The organism is Buchnera aphidicola str. Ak (Acyrthosiphon kondoi) (assembly GCF_000225445.1).
GTDB classification, from domain to species: domain Bacteria; phylum Pseudomonadota; class Gammaproteobacteria; order Enterobacterales; family Enterobacteriaceae; genus Buchnera; species Buchnera aphidicola_A.
Map to the genome: position 1 here is coordinate 272,988 of NC_017256.1, position 14,472 is coordinate 287,459.

The following is a 14,472-nucleotide window of genomic DNA, read 5'->3' on the forward strand; positions in this document are numbered from 1 at the left end:
TTTACATTTTTTTTACAACTGTGATACCAAGCATGTTTAGTCCTTTTTTTAAGGTTTTAGCTGTTAAAATAGATAATTTAAGTCTGGTTTTACGAGTTTTTATTTTTTTAGAAAAAAGTATAGAGCAATTTTGATAAAAATTAGAAAAACTTGTTGCAAGTTGATAAAGATATTTACACAAAATATGAGGGGTTCCTCTTTTAGAAATTAATAGAATAATTTCTTCAAATTCTAATATTTTAATAGCTAAATTTATTTCACTTGTTTTTTTTAAAATAATTTTTTCTTTTAATTTATTTATAGGTATAATAGATTTTTTTAAAATAGAAATGATTCTTGTATAAGCATATTGAATATAAGGTGCAGTGTTACCTTCAAAGCTAAGCATTTCATCCCAATCAAATACATAATTTGTATTTCTATTTTTAGACAAATCTGCATATTTTACTGCACTAATACCTATTATATTAGCTAACTGAGTCAATTTTTTTTTAGATAAATTAGACTTTTTATTTTTAATTAAATACATTGCTCTTTCTATGGCTTCATCAAGAAGTGCCGAAAGCTTTATAGTATTACCATCACGAGTTTTAAATGGGCGTTTATTTTTTGATAACATCATTCCGAACATATGATGTTCTAAAGATAAATCCTGCGATATATAATTAGCTTTTTTAGCAATCGTCCATGCTTGCATTAAATGCTGATTCTGACGAGAATCAGTGTAATATATAATACGATCAGCATGTAATATTTGATATCTATATTTAAAACAAGCAATATCAGTAGTCGAATATAAAAAACCTTGATCTTGTTTTTGAATAACTACACCCATAGATTCTCCTAATCTATTCTTAAATTCTTTTAAAAAAACAATTATAGAACCGTCTTTTTTAATTGCTATTTTTTTCTTTTGAAGATCTTGAATAATATTAGGAAGCATTTTATTATACAAACTTTCTCCCATAGTATGATTTTCTTTTAGAGTTACATTCAGTCTTTTATATATTTTATAATTTTCGACCATTGTAATAGATACTAATTTTTTCCAAATAGAATAACAATATTGATCTCCATTTTGTAATTTGACTACGTATTCTCTAGATTTTTTTGCAAATAACTGATCAATATCGTATTTTTTCTTAGCTTTACAGTAAAATTCTTCTAATTTTGAAAGAGAGATATCATAGTTTTTTAGTTTTTTATTTTCTAAATATGCAATTAACATACCGAACTGTGTCCCCCAGTCACCAATATGGTTTGCTCTAATTACATTATGTCCTAAAAAATCTAATGTTCTTGCCATAACATCTCCAATAATTGTCGAACGTAAATGTCCAACATGCATTTCTTTTGCAATATTTGGAGAAGAATAATCAATCACAATGTTTTGCGATTTAACGTAATTGATACCAAGACGTGATGAAATAAAAATTTTTTCTAATTGTTCAGAGATCCAATGATTATTGATAAAGATATTAATAAAACCTGGCTGAGAAAATGTGATTTTCTTATACATGTATTCATGTTCTTTTTTCATATTAAATATTATTATCTTAAATAATTCATATGGTTCTAGTTTTGATATACTGGCTATTTTTATTAGATTATTAAGTTGATAATGACCTAGTTCTATTTTTTTGTTCGATATAATAATAGGGTTGCAGTCTATAAGACCTATTTTAATTAAAGCGTTTTCAATGTCTTTTTGTATTATTTTTTTTAAATTCATTATAAAAACCTTATTTTGTTACACTATATAAAATATTTTAGTTGTATTTTAAAAAATTGCAAAAATATATATTTTATAGTATTTTATGAAATTAGAATCATAATTTTAATTTTTTAAAAATACATTTTATTTTATATTTTTTTAGTTTTTTATTAAATATAATTTTCAGTTATTTGTTTTTTTATTGAAGATATAAAAATAATGCCTGGTAATAAGAACAGCAAAAATTAAAAATTTTTCATAAAAGTGTTGACAATAGAATAAAAAAAATGTAATCTCTTAACATAAAGTTTCAAATATAAAAACGCTCTTTAAAAATATATTAGATAATCTGTGTGGGCACAGACAATTAAGTACAAAATTTATTTTTTTATTTAAAAATATCTTAAAGATTTTTTTTTCTTTAAGAAAAGTTTTTCAATTGAAGAGTTTGATCATGGCTCAGATTGAACGCTGGCGGCAAGCCTAACACATGCAAGTCGAGCGGCAGCGAAAAGAGAGCTTGCTCTCTTGTCGGCGAGCGGCAAACGGGTGAGTAATATCTGGGGATCTACCCAAAAGAGGGGGATAACTACTAGAAATGGTAGCTAATACCGCATAAAGTTGAAAAACCAAAGTGGGGGACCTTTTCGGCCTCATGCTTTTGGATGAACCCAGACGAGATTAGCTTGTTGGTAGGGTAATAGCCTACCAAGGCAACGATCTCTAGCTGGTCTGAGAGGATAACCAGCCACACTGGAACTGAGACACGGTCCAGACTCCTACGGGAGGCAGCAGTGGGGAATATTGCACAATGGGCGCAAGCCTGATGCAGCTATGCCGCGTGTATGAAGAAGGCCTTAGGGTTGTAAAGTACTTTCAGCGGGGAGGAAAAAATAAAACTAATAATTTTATTTCGTGACGTTACCCGCAGAAGAAGCACCGGCTAACTCCGTGCCAGCAGCCGCGGTAATACGGAGGGTGCAAGCGTTAATCAGAATTACTGGGCGTAAAGAGCGCGTAGGTGGTTTTTTAAGTCAGGTGTGAAATCCCTAGGCTCAACCTAGGAACTGCATTTGAAACTGAAAAACTAGAGTCTCGTAGAGGGAGGTAGAATTCTAGGTGTAGCGGTGAAATGCGTAGATATCTGGAGGAATACCCGTGGCGAAAGCGGCCTCCTAAACGAATACTGACACTGAGGCGCGAAAGCGTGGGGAGCAAACAGGATTAGATACCCTGGTAGTCCATGCCGTAAACGATGTCGACTTGGAGGTTGTTTCCAAGAGAAGTGACTTCCGAAGCTAACGCATTAAGTCGACCGCCTGGGGAGTACGGCCGCAAGGCTAAAACTCAAATGAATTGACGGGGGCCCGCACAAGCGGTGGAGCATGTGGTTTAATTCGATGCAACGCGAAAAACCTTACCTGGTCTTGACATCCACAGAATTCTTTAGAAATAAAGAAGTGCCTTAGGGAACTGTGAGACAGGTGCTGCATGGCTGTCGTCAGCTCGTGTTGTGAAATGTTGGGTTAAGTCCCGCAACGAGCGCAACCCTTATCCCCTGTTGCCAGCGGTTCGGCCGGGAACTCAGAGGAGACTGCCGGTTATAAACCGGAGGAAGGTGGGGACGACGTCAAGTCATCATGGCCCTTACGACCAGGGCTACACACGTGCTACAATGGTTTATACAAAGAGAAGCAAATCTGCAAAGACAAGCAAACCTCATAAAGTAAATCGTAGTCCGGACTGGAGTCTGCAACTCGACTCCACGAAGTCGGAATCGCTAGTAATCGTGGATCAGAATGCCACGGTGAATACGTTCCCGGGCCTTGTACACACCGCCCGTCACACCATGGGAGTGGGTTGCAAAAGAAGCAGGTATCCTAACCCCTTAAAAGGAAGGCGCTTACCACTTTGTGATTCATGACTGGGGTGAAGTCGTAACAAGGTAACCGTAGGGGAACCTGCGGTTGGATCACCTCCTTAAAAATATATACTTTTTTGAAAGTGCCCACACAAATTATCTAATAAAAAATTAGAAGGCTTGTAGCTCAGATGGTTAGAGCGCACCCCTGATAAGGGTGAGGTCGGTGGTTCAATTCCACTCAGGCCTACCATAAAAATTATCTGGGGCTATAGCTCAGCTGGGAGAGCGCCTGCCTTGCACGCAGGAGGTCAGCGGTTCAATCCCGCTTAGCTCCAAAAATCTTTTTTTAATCTTAAATTTAAAAATACTTCAAAAGAAGTGCAACTATTCTTTAATCCCATCGCTCTTTTAAGGGAGTCTTCATTCGTCCTTAAAAACAAATTAACTTTTTTTTCAAATAAAATATAAGAAGGTAAGCTAGACTTACCAAGTATTAATCTATTTTTAATTTTTTCAAAATATAAATTAATTAATTTATCATCAGGACATAAAAAAATAGAAAATTTTAAATTTGATACAGTGTATTCGTGAGAACAGCATAAAAAAGTATTATTTGGAAGAGAAGAAATTTTTTGTATAGAATTATACATTTCTAAATATTTGTTTAGGTATACACGTCCACAACCTCCAGAAAAAAGAGTATCTCCGCAAAAAAGATATGGATTGCTATAGTAAGAAACATGACCTGATGTGTGACCCGGCGTAAAAAAAACGTAAAAAATTTTATCTAAAATGATAATTTTATCCCCTTCGGTAACAATTTTATTAACACCATATTGTTTTGTTTCTTTAGGTCCGAAGACAGTTATTTGAGGAAAACGTTCAACAATTTTTTGCACACCTCCAGTGTGATCGATATGATTATGAGTTAATAAAATAGCCCTTGGCTGCCATTTTTCTTTCTCTATTAGTTGTATTACAGGTTCAGATAATCCAGGATCTACAATTAGACAAAAACCACGAATATCATAAAGAAACCAAACATAGTTATCCACTAAAATCAGTATTTTTTTTATCATCATATTTATTTTCTCTAAATATATCTATTTTTTAGAAAATTATTATATTTTATAATTTACTAGTTTCATAATAAGTATCTTTAATTGAAGGATTTTTAGCAGATTGACGTGCTATTATATCGCATCTTTCGTTCTCTAAATGACCAATATGAGCTTTTATCCACAACCAGGTTACTAAATGTTTTTTTAAAGATTTATTCATACGTAACCATAAATCTATATTTTTGACAGATTTTTTTTTTGTAGTTTTCCAATTTTTTTTTTTCCATATAGGTATCCAATTAATAACTCCTTTCTTTACGTATAAACTATCTGTTGTAATCTCAACAAAACATGATTGATTGAGAAATTCTAAACCTGATATCACAGCCATCAATTCCATTCGATTATTAGTAGTTAAGTAAAATCCTGCAGTTAATATTTTTTCATGTCTTTTATAACGTAATATTGTGCCATATCCTCCTGCACCAGGATTTCCTAAACAAGAACCATCTGTAAATATTTTAACTGTTTTTAACATAATTATAGTTATTCCTGTAAATCATTTTGATTATATTAAAGTAATTTAAAAAAATCATGAATAAAAAAAGAACTATCATATTAGATACGGAAACAACAGGCATAAATAAAATAAGCCTTCCTCATATAAATCATAGAGTCATAGAAATTGGTGCTGTAGAAATTATTAATCGTCGTTTTACAGGAAATAATTTTCATGTTTATATTCAACCTAATAGATTAATAGAATCTGGAGCGTTAAAAATTCACGGTATTACTAATTCTTTCTTGTCAGATAAACCTTTCTTTAAAGATATTTCTGATCAATTTTTAAATTATGTTAAAAACTCTGAATTAGTCATTCATAATGCTTCATTCGATTTAGGATTTATAAATCAAGAACTAGAAATTTTAAATCATAAAATAAAAAACATTAATACATTTTGTTCTATTATTGATACATTAAAAATAGCTCGAATGTTATTTCCTGGAAAAAAAAATACATTGGATGCTTTATGTAAACGTTATAAAATAAATAAATCTCATAGAAAAGTACATAGCGCCATTGTAGATGCTTATCTTTTAGGTAAATTATATCTCTTAATGACAGGTGGTCAAGAATCTATGTTTTCTTTCAATACAATTGATCATAAAAAAAACCCTCAAAATTTAAAAAAGAATATTAAGAGAAAAAATTCTTCTTTAAGAATATTATATCCTACATTAAAAGAAATGGATTTACATAAAAAATATCTACAATCTATGATAGATGATAATAGTATATGTTTATGGTATTAATTATCAAATAAATATAAAAAAGATTATTGACTGATTTTTTTAAAATATGTACAATGTAAAAATACTAACAAGGTGTGGTAGTTCAGTTGGTTAGAATACCGGCCTGTCACGCCGGGGGTCGCGGGTTCGAATCCCGTCCGCACCGAAAAAAATTAAAAAATAATATTTCATTATTTCCATTAATAAATTATTAACTTAAATTTATGTATAAAAAAATAATTTTTTCTGAATTTGATGCTACACTAAAAATATTAAAAAAATTTTTAAAAGATGATGATCAAATAAAAAAAATTCAAAAATCAGCTATCTTAATTGCAGAATCATTTAAAAATGGTAAAAAAGTAATATCATGTGGAAACGGAGGTTCGCATTGTGATGCATTACATTTTTCAGAAGAATTAACTAGTGTGTATAGAAAAAAAAGATCTGGATATCCTGCAATATCTATTTCTGATAGCAGTTATATTTCTGCGGTAGGAAATGATTTTGGATATGATCAAATATTTTCACGATTTATTGAAAGCATGGGATCTACAGGAGATATATTATTAGCAATTTCTACTTCTGGAAACTCTTTAAATATCATTAAAGCTATAGAAGCAGCAAAGAAAAAAGACATGAAAGTAGTTGTTTTGACAGGAAATAACGCAGGTAAAATTAAAAATTTATCTGATATAGAAATTTGTATTCCTTATTACGGATATTCCGATCGAATACAGGAAATGCATATTAAAATTATTCACATATTGATATTAATCATTGAAAAAGAAATGCAAAAAAACTAAATATTTATTAAATAATTTATTTTAACTACACTAAAATCCTATAATAATTTCAAGTTATTTCCACTTTTTAATAAATACTATTTTATAGTTTCGGAATTTCTTTTTATGAGTGAGAAATACATTGTTACCTGGGATATGCTTCAAATTTATACAAGAAAATTAGCTAATCGATTGCTTAAAAAAATACATTCTTGGAATGGAATAATTGCTGTAAGTCGTGGTGGACTTGTTCCATCAGCTTTATTAGCTCGAGAGACAGGTGTTCGATGTGTTGATACTGTATGTATTGAAAGTTATAATTATGATTGCTTAAGGAAAAATAGAAAAATAATTAAAAAAGCAGAAGGTGATGGAGAACAGATTATCGTCATAGACGATCTAGTAGACACTGGTGGTACTGCAAAAATTATTCGTAACTTATATCCAAAAGCATACTTTGTAACTATTTTTGCCAAACCAATGGGTCGTTTATTAGTCGATGACTATATTATAGATATCCCTCAAAATGTATGGATCGAACAACCATGGGATATGTCAATTTCTTACATTCCTCCTCTTATTAAAAAATATAAAATCAAATAAACATTCTTACTTAAATAAAACAATATTTTTACTAAAAAATTTTTAAAAATAAATACATACTAAAAAAGGATGTTTTTATGATGAATAAAAAAGAAGAAAAATTAGAAAAAAAAACTAATGATGATGAAAAAAATAAAAAAATCAATAATGAAAAAAATGACAGTGATTACTTAATAAAAAAAAATTTAATTCAATTTTTGGAAATTCAGTTAAAAGAATCTAAAGAAAAAATAATAGAAAAAGAAAAAATAATAGAAAAAGAAAAAACATTAGTTTATAATAGATCTAATAAAGAGATTGAAAAATCTATTAAATTTTCTTTAGAAAAATTAATTATAGACTTTCTTCCTATTGTTGATAATATCGAACGCGCTTTGAGTTTAATGGAAACAAAAAAAACAGAAGCCAATTATATAGAGATTTTAAATAAGTTAAAATTTACTCATAAATTATTAAAAAAATCTTTTGCTTTATTTAATATTAAAAAAATAGATAACATAAATATATCATTTGATCCATCTATTCATCAAGCTATGTCGATTCATTATACTGATACAATAGAATCTAATCAAATAGTTACAGTTATGCAGCCAGGTTATATTCTTCACGAAACTCGTTTATTACGTCCTGCCATGGTTATAGTTTCAAAGAAAAAAATATAAAAATAATATATTTTTTAGGTTTAATAATATTATTAAATTTTTTTTCTGTTATTAAATCTAAAAATATTTTTTCTTCTCCATTCTTTTGGATCTATAATTAAATTTCTATAAACTTCAATTCTATCTCCATCTTTTATTTTTGATTTTAAATGTACTTTTTTATTGTATATTCCAAAACTGTTTTTATAAAATGAAATATTATTTATTAAATTTAATAAATTTGATGCTAATATAGCATCTTTTACATTAGATCCTGATTTAATCTTAACATTATAAATATATTGAATCTCTGATAAAGCATAAACAATAGTTACTTTAATAATATTCATATTTTTATCAAAATTTCTTTTTGATTTATTTTTTTAAATGTAATGTAAAGATTATTTTAACTTATTTTTCCTTTGGAATAAATTTAATTATGTTAAATAAAAAAAAAGCTCATAACAAGTCATCTAAAATTGTAATTAATAAAAAAGCATATCATAATTATTTTATAGAAAAGGTATTTCAATCTGGTCTAGTATTAGAAGGTTGGGAAGTTAAATCTATCAGATCAGGAAAAGTAAATATTTCAGAAAGTTATATAACAAACTATCTTAATGAGATGTATCTTTGTAATTCCTTAATTCAACCTTTGAATATGTCTTCAAATCATATTTTTTGTGATCCAACAAGAAAAAGAAAATTATTATTACATAAAAATGAAATTGATTTATTATCTTTTAAGAAAAAAAATACAGGATATACAATGATTTCATTATCTTTATTCTGGAAAAAATCTTGGTGTAAATTAGAGTTTGGATTGGCAAAAGGTAAAAGCATACAAGATAAAAGAATAAATATAAAAAATAAAGATTGGGAAAAAGAAAGATTAAAAATACTTAAAAAAACTAAAAAAATGTATTAAAATATTTTATGAGATATAAAAAAGATAAACATTGGATGACTATTGCTTTAAAATACGCATATTATGCTAAAGAAAAAGGTGAAATTCCTATAGGTGCTGTATTAGTATTTAAAGAACGTATAATTGGAATAGGCTGGAATAAGTCTATTGCTACTAATGATCCAACTGCACATGCAGAAATTATAGCATTGCGTCATGCAGGAAAAAATATAAAAAACTATCGTTTGTTAAATACTACATTATATGTAACGTTACAACCTTGTATCATGTGTTGTGGAGCGATCATACACAGTCGAATTAAACGTTTAGTATTTGGTACAAATTGTGAAAAAGTAGATGCTAAATTTTCTTTTAAAAATATTTTTTTCGATTCACAAAAACATTATAATTTAGATATTAAAAAAAATGTTATGAAACGTGAATGTTCTAATATTTTAATTGACTTTTTTAAAAAAAAAAGAAAAAAATAAAATTTATATTTGTAAACAATTTAAATTAATTTTCTAAAATAACTAAAGCATAAGCATGTAATTTTTGATCAGATATACTTACATGTATAGATTTACATTTTATTTCTTTAGATTTCTTTAAAGCATTCTTAAAAAAACGTAATTTTGGCTTTCCTAGTTTATCACTATAAAATTCTAATTGATTAAATGTTATTCCATAATTTATACCTGTCCCTAATGCTTTAGAAGCCGCTTCTTTAGCAGCAAATTTTTTTGCAAGAAAATTAATATTGTTCTTACTCAAAAGATATTTTTTCCACTCTTCTAGAGATAAAATTCTTTTAGCAAATTTGTTGCCATAATTCAAAAAAATGTTTTTAATACGTAATATTTCTATGAAATCTATTCCTACGCCTACAATTGACATTTTAAAAAATACACCTTTTATAAGTAAAATTTATATTGTTTAAAAACATGATTATTTTTTTTAAAATTAGTTAAATATTTCAACTTTTAACTAATTTTAAAAAATTAGTTATGTCTCTATTATTTTTTTAATTTTTATATTTAACCCACAAGAGTAGATGAGTTTTAATATGAAATTCTTTTTCTATATTATTTCTTGCAATAATGCTAATTTTTTTTATTTTCTCTCCATTATGACCAATTACAATACCCTTTTGTCTTATATTCTCTACCCAAATTACAGCTCTTATATGAAGTGATATTTGTTCTTTTTTATAAAAAGATTCAATTTCTACTTTTATTATAGAAGGCAGTTCATCTCCTAAAAATAATATTAATTGTTCTCGAATAATTTCAGATGTTGTAAAAAATTTAGAATTAGTTGTAATATAAAATTCAGGATATATATGAGATGTTTTTGGTAAATAAGATTTAATTATATCGTTCAATGTAATTATACTTTTTTTTCTTTTCGCAGAAATAGGAATAATTTCTACGATATCAATTTTCTTTTTAAGAAAAGCAATAAAAGGTAATAAAATTATTTTTTTAGTTATTTTGTCAATTTTATTGATTGCAATAATAATTGGTATTTTATTTTTTTTTATTTCGTTTAAAATCTTTTCATCCTCTTCTGTCCAATATACTCGATCGATAATAAAAATTATTAATATTGAAGTTTTTATTATTTCATAAAAATTATTTTTCTTGTATTGAATTTGATTGTTTTTTTTGTCAAAAATAATCCCCGGTGTATCGATATAAATGAATTGATGATAATTTTGTGTTTTGATTCCTGTAATATTACTTTGTGTTGTATTTTTTTTTCTTGATACAATAGAAATTTTTTTTCCTATTATATTATTTAGTAATGTTGATTTACCAACATTTGCTTTTCCAATAATACTTATATATCCACAATATTGTTGTTTTTTTTTCACTCTACACCCAATTGAATTAATGCTTTCTGTGCTGCGTCTTGTTCAGCTTTTCTTCTACTAGAACCAGTACCAATTAAATATTCTGAAATTATACTAATTTTACAATGGATGGTGAATAATTGATTATGAGCTTCACCATATACTTCAACTATAAAATATGTAGGTAAAGATAAATGTTTTGATTGCAAATATTCTTGTAATCGTGTTTTGGGATCTTTTTGAGTGTCTCCAGGACTAATATTTTCTAAACGTTTTTCGTACCATTTTAAAATTAACTCTTCTACTGTTTTAATATTACTATCTAAATAAATACTTCCAATAAGAGCTTCTACAGTATTTGCTAAAATAGATTCACGACGAAAACCTCCACTCTTTAATTCTCCTTGACCTAATTGTAAATATTCCCCCAAATCAAATTCATATGCAATTTCTGCTAAGGTATTACCTCTAACTAAAGTTGCTCTCATACGACTCATATCACCTTCATCAATATATGGAAAATGTTGATATAAAGCACTAGCAATTACAAAGCTTAAAATAGAATCACCTAAAAATTCTAGTCGTTCATTATGTTTGCTACTTGCACTACGATGTGTTAATGCTTGCTTTAGAAGATCTTTATGAGTAAAAGTATATCCTAGTACTTTTTGTATTTTTTTTGTTACGATATGATTCATGTTATACCAATTTCAATAATATTTTCATTGATTACATATATATATAACAGGAAAAATAGAAAATTTGATAAAATTGAAGATGCATGTCAATATAAATATATAATACTAATTATATTTTTACTATATTAATTCTTTCTAATATATATTTCCAATTCTGTTTATACGTATACCAGTAGGCCATTCATTTTCATTTTTATCAAAACTCATCCATATTTTAATGGCTTTTCCCACTAAGTTTTTCTCAGGTACAAAACCCCAATAACGACTATCTAAACTATTATCACGATTATCTCCCATCATAAAATATTCATCTTTAGGTACAATCCAAGTTAATTTAGGCATATTTTCTTGTTGAAAAAAATCTTTCTTTGGATTATTAATATTATTTAATAACAATATTTTATGTTTAATATTGTTAATATTTTCTTCAATAAGATCAAAATATAATGAATTATATACTTTTTTTTCTTCTAATTTATCTTTTTTGTTAAAGAAATATATTTTTTGAATAAAGTTACTTGATTCAGGTTTTGAATAATTAATAAATAATTTTTCCTGACATTTTTTTTTGTTTAAATAATTTGTGCATATTTTTATATGTTTATTATTAATATTATATGTTATCTTGTCTCCAGGTAATCCTATTATACGTTTAATATAGTCTATATGATGATCTTTAGGATACTTAAAAACCACGACATCACCACGTTCAGGGTTTTTTATATGTATTAATGTTTTATGTGTAATTGGTTCCTTAATATCATATGAAAACTTTTCTACTAAAATAAAATCACCTACTAAAAGAGTAGGCATCATAGAACCAGAAGGAATTTGAAAAGGTTCGTAAATAAATGAACGTATAATGAATATTATTAAAAAAATTGGAAAAAATGATGCTAAGGATTCAAAAAAATATATTTTATTTTTTAATTTTACTGTATTTTTTTGATTCAAATGATTATTTTTAATTATTTTTTTATTAATTAAATAATTTTTAATATTTTTAATACGATAAGAAATCCAAAATATTCCAGTTATTAATGTGCTAATTAATAAAAAAATAGTTAAGACGTTAGCCATTTTAATTTCCTTATATTAATTTTTGCTAGTATTTAAAATTGAAAGAAATACTGTTTTAGGCATGTTGATATTGCCTATTTTTTTCATTCTTTTTTTTCCATCTTTTTGTTTTTTTAACAATTTTTTCTTTCTGCTAATATCACCACCATAGCATTTTGCTAATACATTTTTTCTAAGTTGTTTGATAGTTGAACGTGCTATAATAGAATTATTAATTGTTGCTTGAATGGAAATATCAAATTGATGTCGAGGTATTAATGTTTTCATTTTTTCAACTATTTCACGAGCACGATGTTGTGCATTTTTATGATAAGATAATATTGTTAATGCATCTACTTTTTCTGAGTTAATTAATATATCTATTCGAACTATTTTTACAGGTTGAAAACATTTAAAATCGTATTCTAATGAAGCATATCCGCTAGATACAGACTTTAACTCATCAAAAAAATTTAATACTACTTCATTCATAGGTATATTATATTTTAATAATACTTGATGTGTATGATAAACCATATTAGTTTGCACACCTCTTTTTTTTATACATAATTTTATTACTGGTCCAAGAAATTGAGGAGGTAATAAAATATTACATTCTACTATAGGTTCCTTAATTCTTTTGATTTCACTTGTATTAGGAAAGTTAGAAGGGGTATCTAAATAGATTGTTTTGCCATTGTTTAATTCTATTTCATAAATTACTGTAGGAGCAGTTGAAATTAAATTAATAGAATATTCTCTTTCTAAACGTGCTTGAATGATTTCCATATGTAATAAACCGAGAAATCCACATCTAAATCCAAAACCAAGAGCTGCGGAACTTTCTGGTTCATAAAATAAAGAAGAATCGTTTAGACTGAGTTTTCCTAATGCATCTCTAAATGTTTCATATTGATCTGATGTAACAGGAAATAGACCAGCATATATTTGAGGTTTAATTTTTTTAAATCCTATTAATGTGTTTTTCGCTGGATTTTTAGCTATTGTTAATGTATCTCCAACAGGAGCAGCAATAATATTTTTTATACCACAAATAATCCATCCTACTTCACCACATTTTAATTCAACTTTATTTAATTTTTTAGGTGTAAAAACTCCTAATTGATCAACAAAATAATTTTTTCCGGTGCTCATTACTTGGATTTTATCTTTTTCAAATAAAATTCCATTTTTAATTCTAATTAAAGATACTACTCCTAGATAGTTATCAAACCATGAATCTATAATTAAAGCTTGCAAAGGGGCATCTACTGACCCGTTAGGATGAGGAATATCAGTAATAATGCGTTCTATAAGATCTTCAATACCCTCTCCTGTTTTAGCAGAACACCTAATTGCATCTAATGCAGATATTCCTATAATGTCTTCAATTTCTTTAGCTACTTTTTCTGTATTAGAATTCGGAAGATCGATTTTATTTAATACTGGTACAATTTCTAAATTCATCTCTAATGCAGTATAACAATTAGCTAAAGTTTGAGCTTCAACTCCTTGAGTAGCATCTACAACTAACAAAGCTCCTTCACATGCTGCTAATGATCGAGATACTTCATAAGAAAAATCTACATGACCGGGAGTATCAATAAAATTTAAATTAAAAATATCCCCTTTCTTATTTTTATAATCAATCATAACACTTTGAGCTTTAATAGTAATTCCCCGTTCTTTTTCTAAATCCATTGAATCTAATACTTGATTAGACATTTCTCTTTCAGATAAGCCACCACATATTTGTATTAATCGATCAGATAGAGTTGATTTTCCATGATCAATATGAGCTATAATAGAAAAATTTCTTATATTTTTCATCTTTTTTATACCATATTTATGTTTTATATATTTTAACATGCGATGAAAAATATTTTTTATTATTTTTATGAATTTTAAATAAAAAGTAATTTACTTAAGAATAAAAATTTATTAAAAAAGCGTATTTTAAAAATATAATTCATTTATTATTTTTTTTTATAA

15 protein-coding genes, 3 tRNA genes and 1 rRNA gene are annotated in these 14,472 nt (G+C 27.1%); 10 read left to right on the forward strand and 9 right to left on the reverse strand.

What is annotated here, in order from left to right; translation table 11 throughout:
- Nucleotide 1: 1 nt before the first annotated feature.
- Nucleotides 2–1,732 carry an arginine--tRNA ligase gene (gene argS, locus BAKON_RS01235; RefSeq protein WP_014499399.1) on the reverse strand — a complete coding sequence of 577 codons (1,731 nt, stop codon included), beginning with the start codon at nucleotides 1,730–1,732 and terminating at the stop codon, nucleotides 2–4.
- 418 nt (nucleotides 1,733–2,150) lie between these two features.
- On the opposite strand from argS, the gene BAKON_RS01240 reads away from it, so the two are divergent.
- The 3 genes from BAKON_RS01240 to BAKON_RS01250 all read left to right on the forward strand — a co-directional run bounded on the left by BAKON_RS01240 (nucleotide 2,151) and on the right by BAKON_RS01250 (nucleotide 3,913).
- Nucleotides 2,151–3,697: ribosomal RNA gene (locus tag BAKON_RS01240) — 16S ribosomal RNA — on the forward strand.
- Nucleotides 3,698–3,751: 54 nt separating this feature from the next.
- Nucleotides 3,752–3,828, forward strand: a tRNA-Ile gene (locus tag BAKON_RS01245).
- A gap of 12 nt (nucleotides 3,829–3,840) precedes the next feature.
- Nucleotides 3,841–3,913, forward strand: a tRNA-Ala gene (locus BAKON_RS01250).
- On the opposite strand, the gene gloB is transcribed toward BAKON_RS01250, so the two are convergent.
- Complete coding sequence (gloB, locus tag BAKON_RS03195) at nucleotides 3,905–4,660, reverse strand: hydroxyacylglutathione hydrolase (protein WP_014499400.1); 756 nt, start codon at nucleotides 4,658–4,660, stop codon at nucleotides 3,905–3,907. The two genes, BAKON_RS01250 and gloB, sit on opposite strands and share 9 nt — an antisense overlap.
- A gap of 46 nt (nucleotides 4,661–4,706) precedes the next feature.
- Nucleotides 4,707–5,177, reverse strand: a complete 471-nt coding sequence (gene rnhA / locus BAKON_RS01255) for a ribonuclease HI (protein WP_014499401.1) — start codon at nucleotides 5,175–5,177, stop codon at nucleotides 4,707–4,709.
- A gap of 56 nt (nucleotides 5,178–5,233) precedes the next feature.
- On the opposite strand from rnhA, the gene dnaQ reads away from it, so the two are divergent.
- The 5 genes from dnaQ (at nucleotide 5,234) to BAKON_RS01280 (ending at nucleotide 7,982) form a co-directional block, all read left to right on the forward strand.
- Nucleotides 5,234–5,953 (forward strand): DNA polymerase III subunit epsilon, encoded by a 720-nt coding sequence (gene dnaQ / locus BAKON_RS01260; RefSeq protein ID WP_014499402.1) that lies wholly within the window; start codon nucleotides 5,234–5,236, stop codon nucleotides 5,951–5,953.
- Nucleotides 5,954–6,024: 71 nt separating this feature from the next.
- A tRNA-Asp gene (locus BAKON_RS01265) sits at nucleotides 6,025–6,098 on the forward strand.
- 58 nt (nucleotides 6,099–6,156) lie between these two features.
- Complete coding sequence (lpcA, locus tag BAKON_RS01270; RefSeq protein ID WP_014499403.1) at nucleotides 6,157–6,738, forward strand: D-sedoheptulose 7-phosphate isomerase; 582 nt, start codon at nucleotides 6,157–6,159, stop codon at nucleotides 6,736–6,738.
- Between the two features lie 105 nt (nucleotides 6,739–6,843).
- The gene (gpt, locus tag BAKON_RS01275) at nucleotides 6,844–7,320 is read left to right on the forward strand and encodes a xanthine phosphoribosyltransferase (protein WP_014499404.1); all 477 of its coding nucleotides are present in this window, start codon (nucleotides 6,844–6,846) and stop codon (nucleotides 7,318–7,320) included.
- 77 nt (nucleotides 7,321–7,397) lie between these two features.
- Nucleotides 7,398–7,982, forward strand: a complete 585-nt coding sequence (locus tag BAKON_RS01280) for a nucleotide exchange factor GrpE (protein WP_014499405.1) — start codon at nucleotides 7,398–7,400, stop codon at nucleotides 7,980–7,982.
- A 32-nt stretch (nucleotides 7,983–8,014) separates the two neighbouring features.
- On the opposite strand, the gene BAKON_RS01285 is transcribed toward BAKON_RS01280, so the two are convergent.
- A complete protein-coding gene (locus BAKON_RS01285; RefSeq protein WP_014499406.1) occupies nucleotides 8,015–8,311 on the reverse strand; it encodes an RnfH family protein in 297 nt (98 codons plus the stop codon).
- A gap of 89 nt (nucleotides 8,312–8,400) precedes the next feature.
- On the opposite strand from BAKON_RS01285, the gene smpB reads away from it, so the two are divergent.
- Together smpB and tadA are read left to right on the forward strand one after the other, a co-directional pair.
- Nucleotides 8,401–8,889: an SsrA-binding protein SmpB gene (gene smpB, locus BAKON_RS01290; RefSeq protein ID WP_014499407.1), complete on the forward strand. Its 489-nt coding sequence runs from the start codon at nucleotides 8,401–8,403 to the stop codon at nucleotides 8,887–8,889.
- An 8-nt stretch (nucleotides 8,890–8,897) separates the two neighbouring features.
- A complete protein-coding gene (gene tadA / locus BAKON_RS01295) occupies nucleotides 8,898–9,359 on the forward strand; it encodes a tRNA adenosine(34) deaminase TadA (protein ID WP_014499408.1) in 462 nt (153 codons plus the stop codon).
- A gap of 25 nt (nucleotides 9,360–9,384) precedes the next feature.
- Here tadA and acpS read toward each other — a convergent pair whose 3' ends face one another.
- The 5 genes from acpS to lepA form a co-directional block, all read right to left on the reverse strand.
- Nucleotides 9,385–9,765: a holo-ACP synthase gene (gene acpS / locus BAKON_RS01300; RefSeq protein ID WP_014499409.1), complete on the reverse strand. Its 381-nt coding sequence runs from the start codon at nucleotides 9,763–9,765 to the stop codon at nucleotides 9,385–9,387.
- 127 nt (nucleotides 9,766–9,892) lie between these two features.
- The gene (era, locus tag BAKON_RS01305) at nucleotides 9,893–10,744 is read right to left on the reverse strand and encodes a GTPase Era (RefSeq protein WP_014499410.1); all 852 of its coding nucleotides are present in this window, start codon (nucleotides 10,742–10,744) and stop codon (nucleotides 9,893–9,895) included.
- Nucleotides 10,741–11,421, reverse strand: a complete 681-nt coding sequence (gene rnc, locus BAKON_RS01310; RefSeq protein WP_014499411.1) for a ribonuclease III — start codon at nucleotides 11,419–11,421, stop codon at nucleotides 10,741–10,743. Before rnc ends, era begins: the two co-directional genes overlap by 4 nt.
- Before the next feature lie 135 nt (nucleotides 11,422–11,556).
- Nucleotides 11,557–12,501 carry a signal peptidase I gene (gene lepB / locus BAKON_RS01315; RefSeq protein WP_014499412.1) on the reverse strand — a complete coding sequence of 315 codons (945 nt, stop codon included), beginning with the start codon at nucleotides 12,499–12,501 and terminating at the stop codon, nucleotides 11,557–11,559.
- 15 nt (nucleotides 12,502–12,516) lie between these two features.
- Complete coding sequence (gene lepA, locus BAKON_RS01320; RefSeq protein ID WP_044005635.1) at nucleotides 12,517–14,310, reverse strand: translation elongation factor 4; 1,794 nt, start codon at nucleotides 14,308–14,310, stop codon at nucleotides 12,517–12,519.
- Nucleotides 14,311–14,472 lie beyond the last annotated feature (162 nt).

What these genes read in the sequence shown, in the direction of transcription:
- tadA (WP_014499408.1), top strand. Translation starts at nt 8,898, where the DNA reads ATGAGATATAAAAAAGATAAACATTGGATGACTATTGCTTTAAAATAC.
- rnc (WP_014499411.1), bottom strand. Translation starts at nt 11,421, where the DNA reads ATGAATCATATCGTAACAAAAAAAATACAAAAAGTACTAGGATATACT.
- BAKON_RS01285 (WP_014499406.1), bottom strand. Translation starts at nt 8,311, where the DNA reads ATGAATATTATTAAAGTAACTATTGTTTATGCTTTATCAGAGATTCAA.
- argS (WP_014499399.1), bottom strand. Translation starts at nt 1,732, where the DNA reads ATGAATTTAAAAAAAATAATACAAAAAGACATTGAAAACGCTTTAATT.
- BAKON_RS01280 (WP_014499405.1), top strand. Translation starts at nt 7,398, where the DNA reads ATGATGAATAAAAAAGAAGAAAAATTAGAAAAAAAAACTAATGATGAT.
- lpcA (WP_014499403.1), top strand. Translation starts at nt 6,157, where the DNA reads ATGTATAAAAAAATAATTTTTTCTGAATTTGATGCTACACTAAAAATA.
- smpB (WP_014499407.1), top strand. Translation starts at nt 8,401, where the DNA reads ATGTTAAATAAAAAAAAAGCTCATAACAAGTCATCTAAAATTGTAATT.
- gpt (WP_014499404.1), top strand. Translation starts at nt 6,844, where the DNA reads ATGAGTGAGAAATACATTGTTACCTGGGATATGCTTCAAATTTATACA.
- dnaQ (WP_014499402.1), top strand. Translation starts at nt 5,234, where the DNA reads ATGAATAAAAAAAGAACTATCATATTAGATACGGAAACAACAGGCATA.
- gloB (WP_014499400.1), bottom strand. Translation starts at nt 4,660, where the DNA reads ATGATGATAAAAAAAATACTGATTTTAGTGGATAACTATGTTTGGTTT.
- lepA (WP_044005635.1), bottom strand. Translation starts at nt 14,310, where the DNA reads ATGAAAAATATAAGAAATTTTTCTATTATAGCTCATATTGATCATGGA.
- acpS (WP_014499409.1), bottom strand. Translation starts at nt 9,765, where the DNA reads ATGTCAATTGTAGGCGTAGGAATAGATTTCATAGAAATATTACGTATT.
- lepB (WP_014499412.1), bottom strand. Translation starts at nt 12,501, where the DNA reads ATGGCTAACGTCTTAACTATTTTTTTATTAATTAGCACATTAATAACT.
- rnhA (WP_014499401.1), bottom strand. Translation starts at nt 5,177, where the DNA reads ATGTTAAAAACAGTTAAAATATTTACAGATGGTTCTTGTTTAGGAAAT.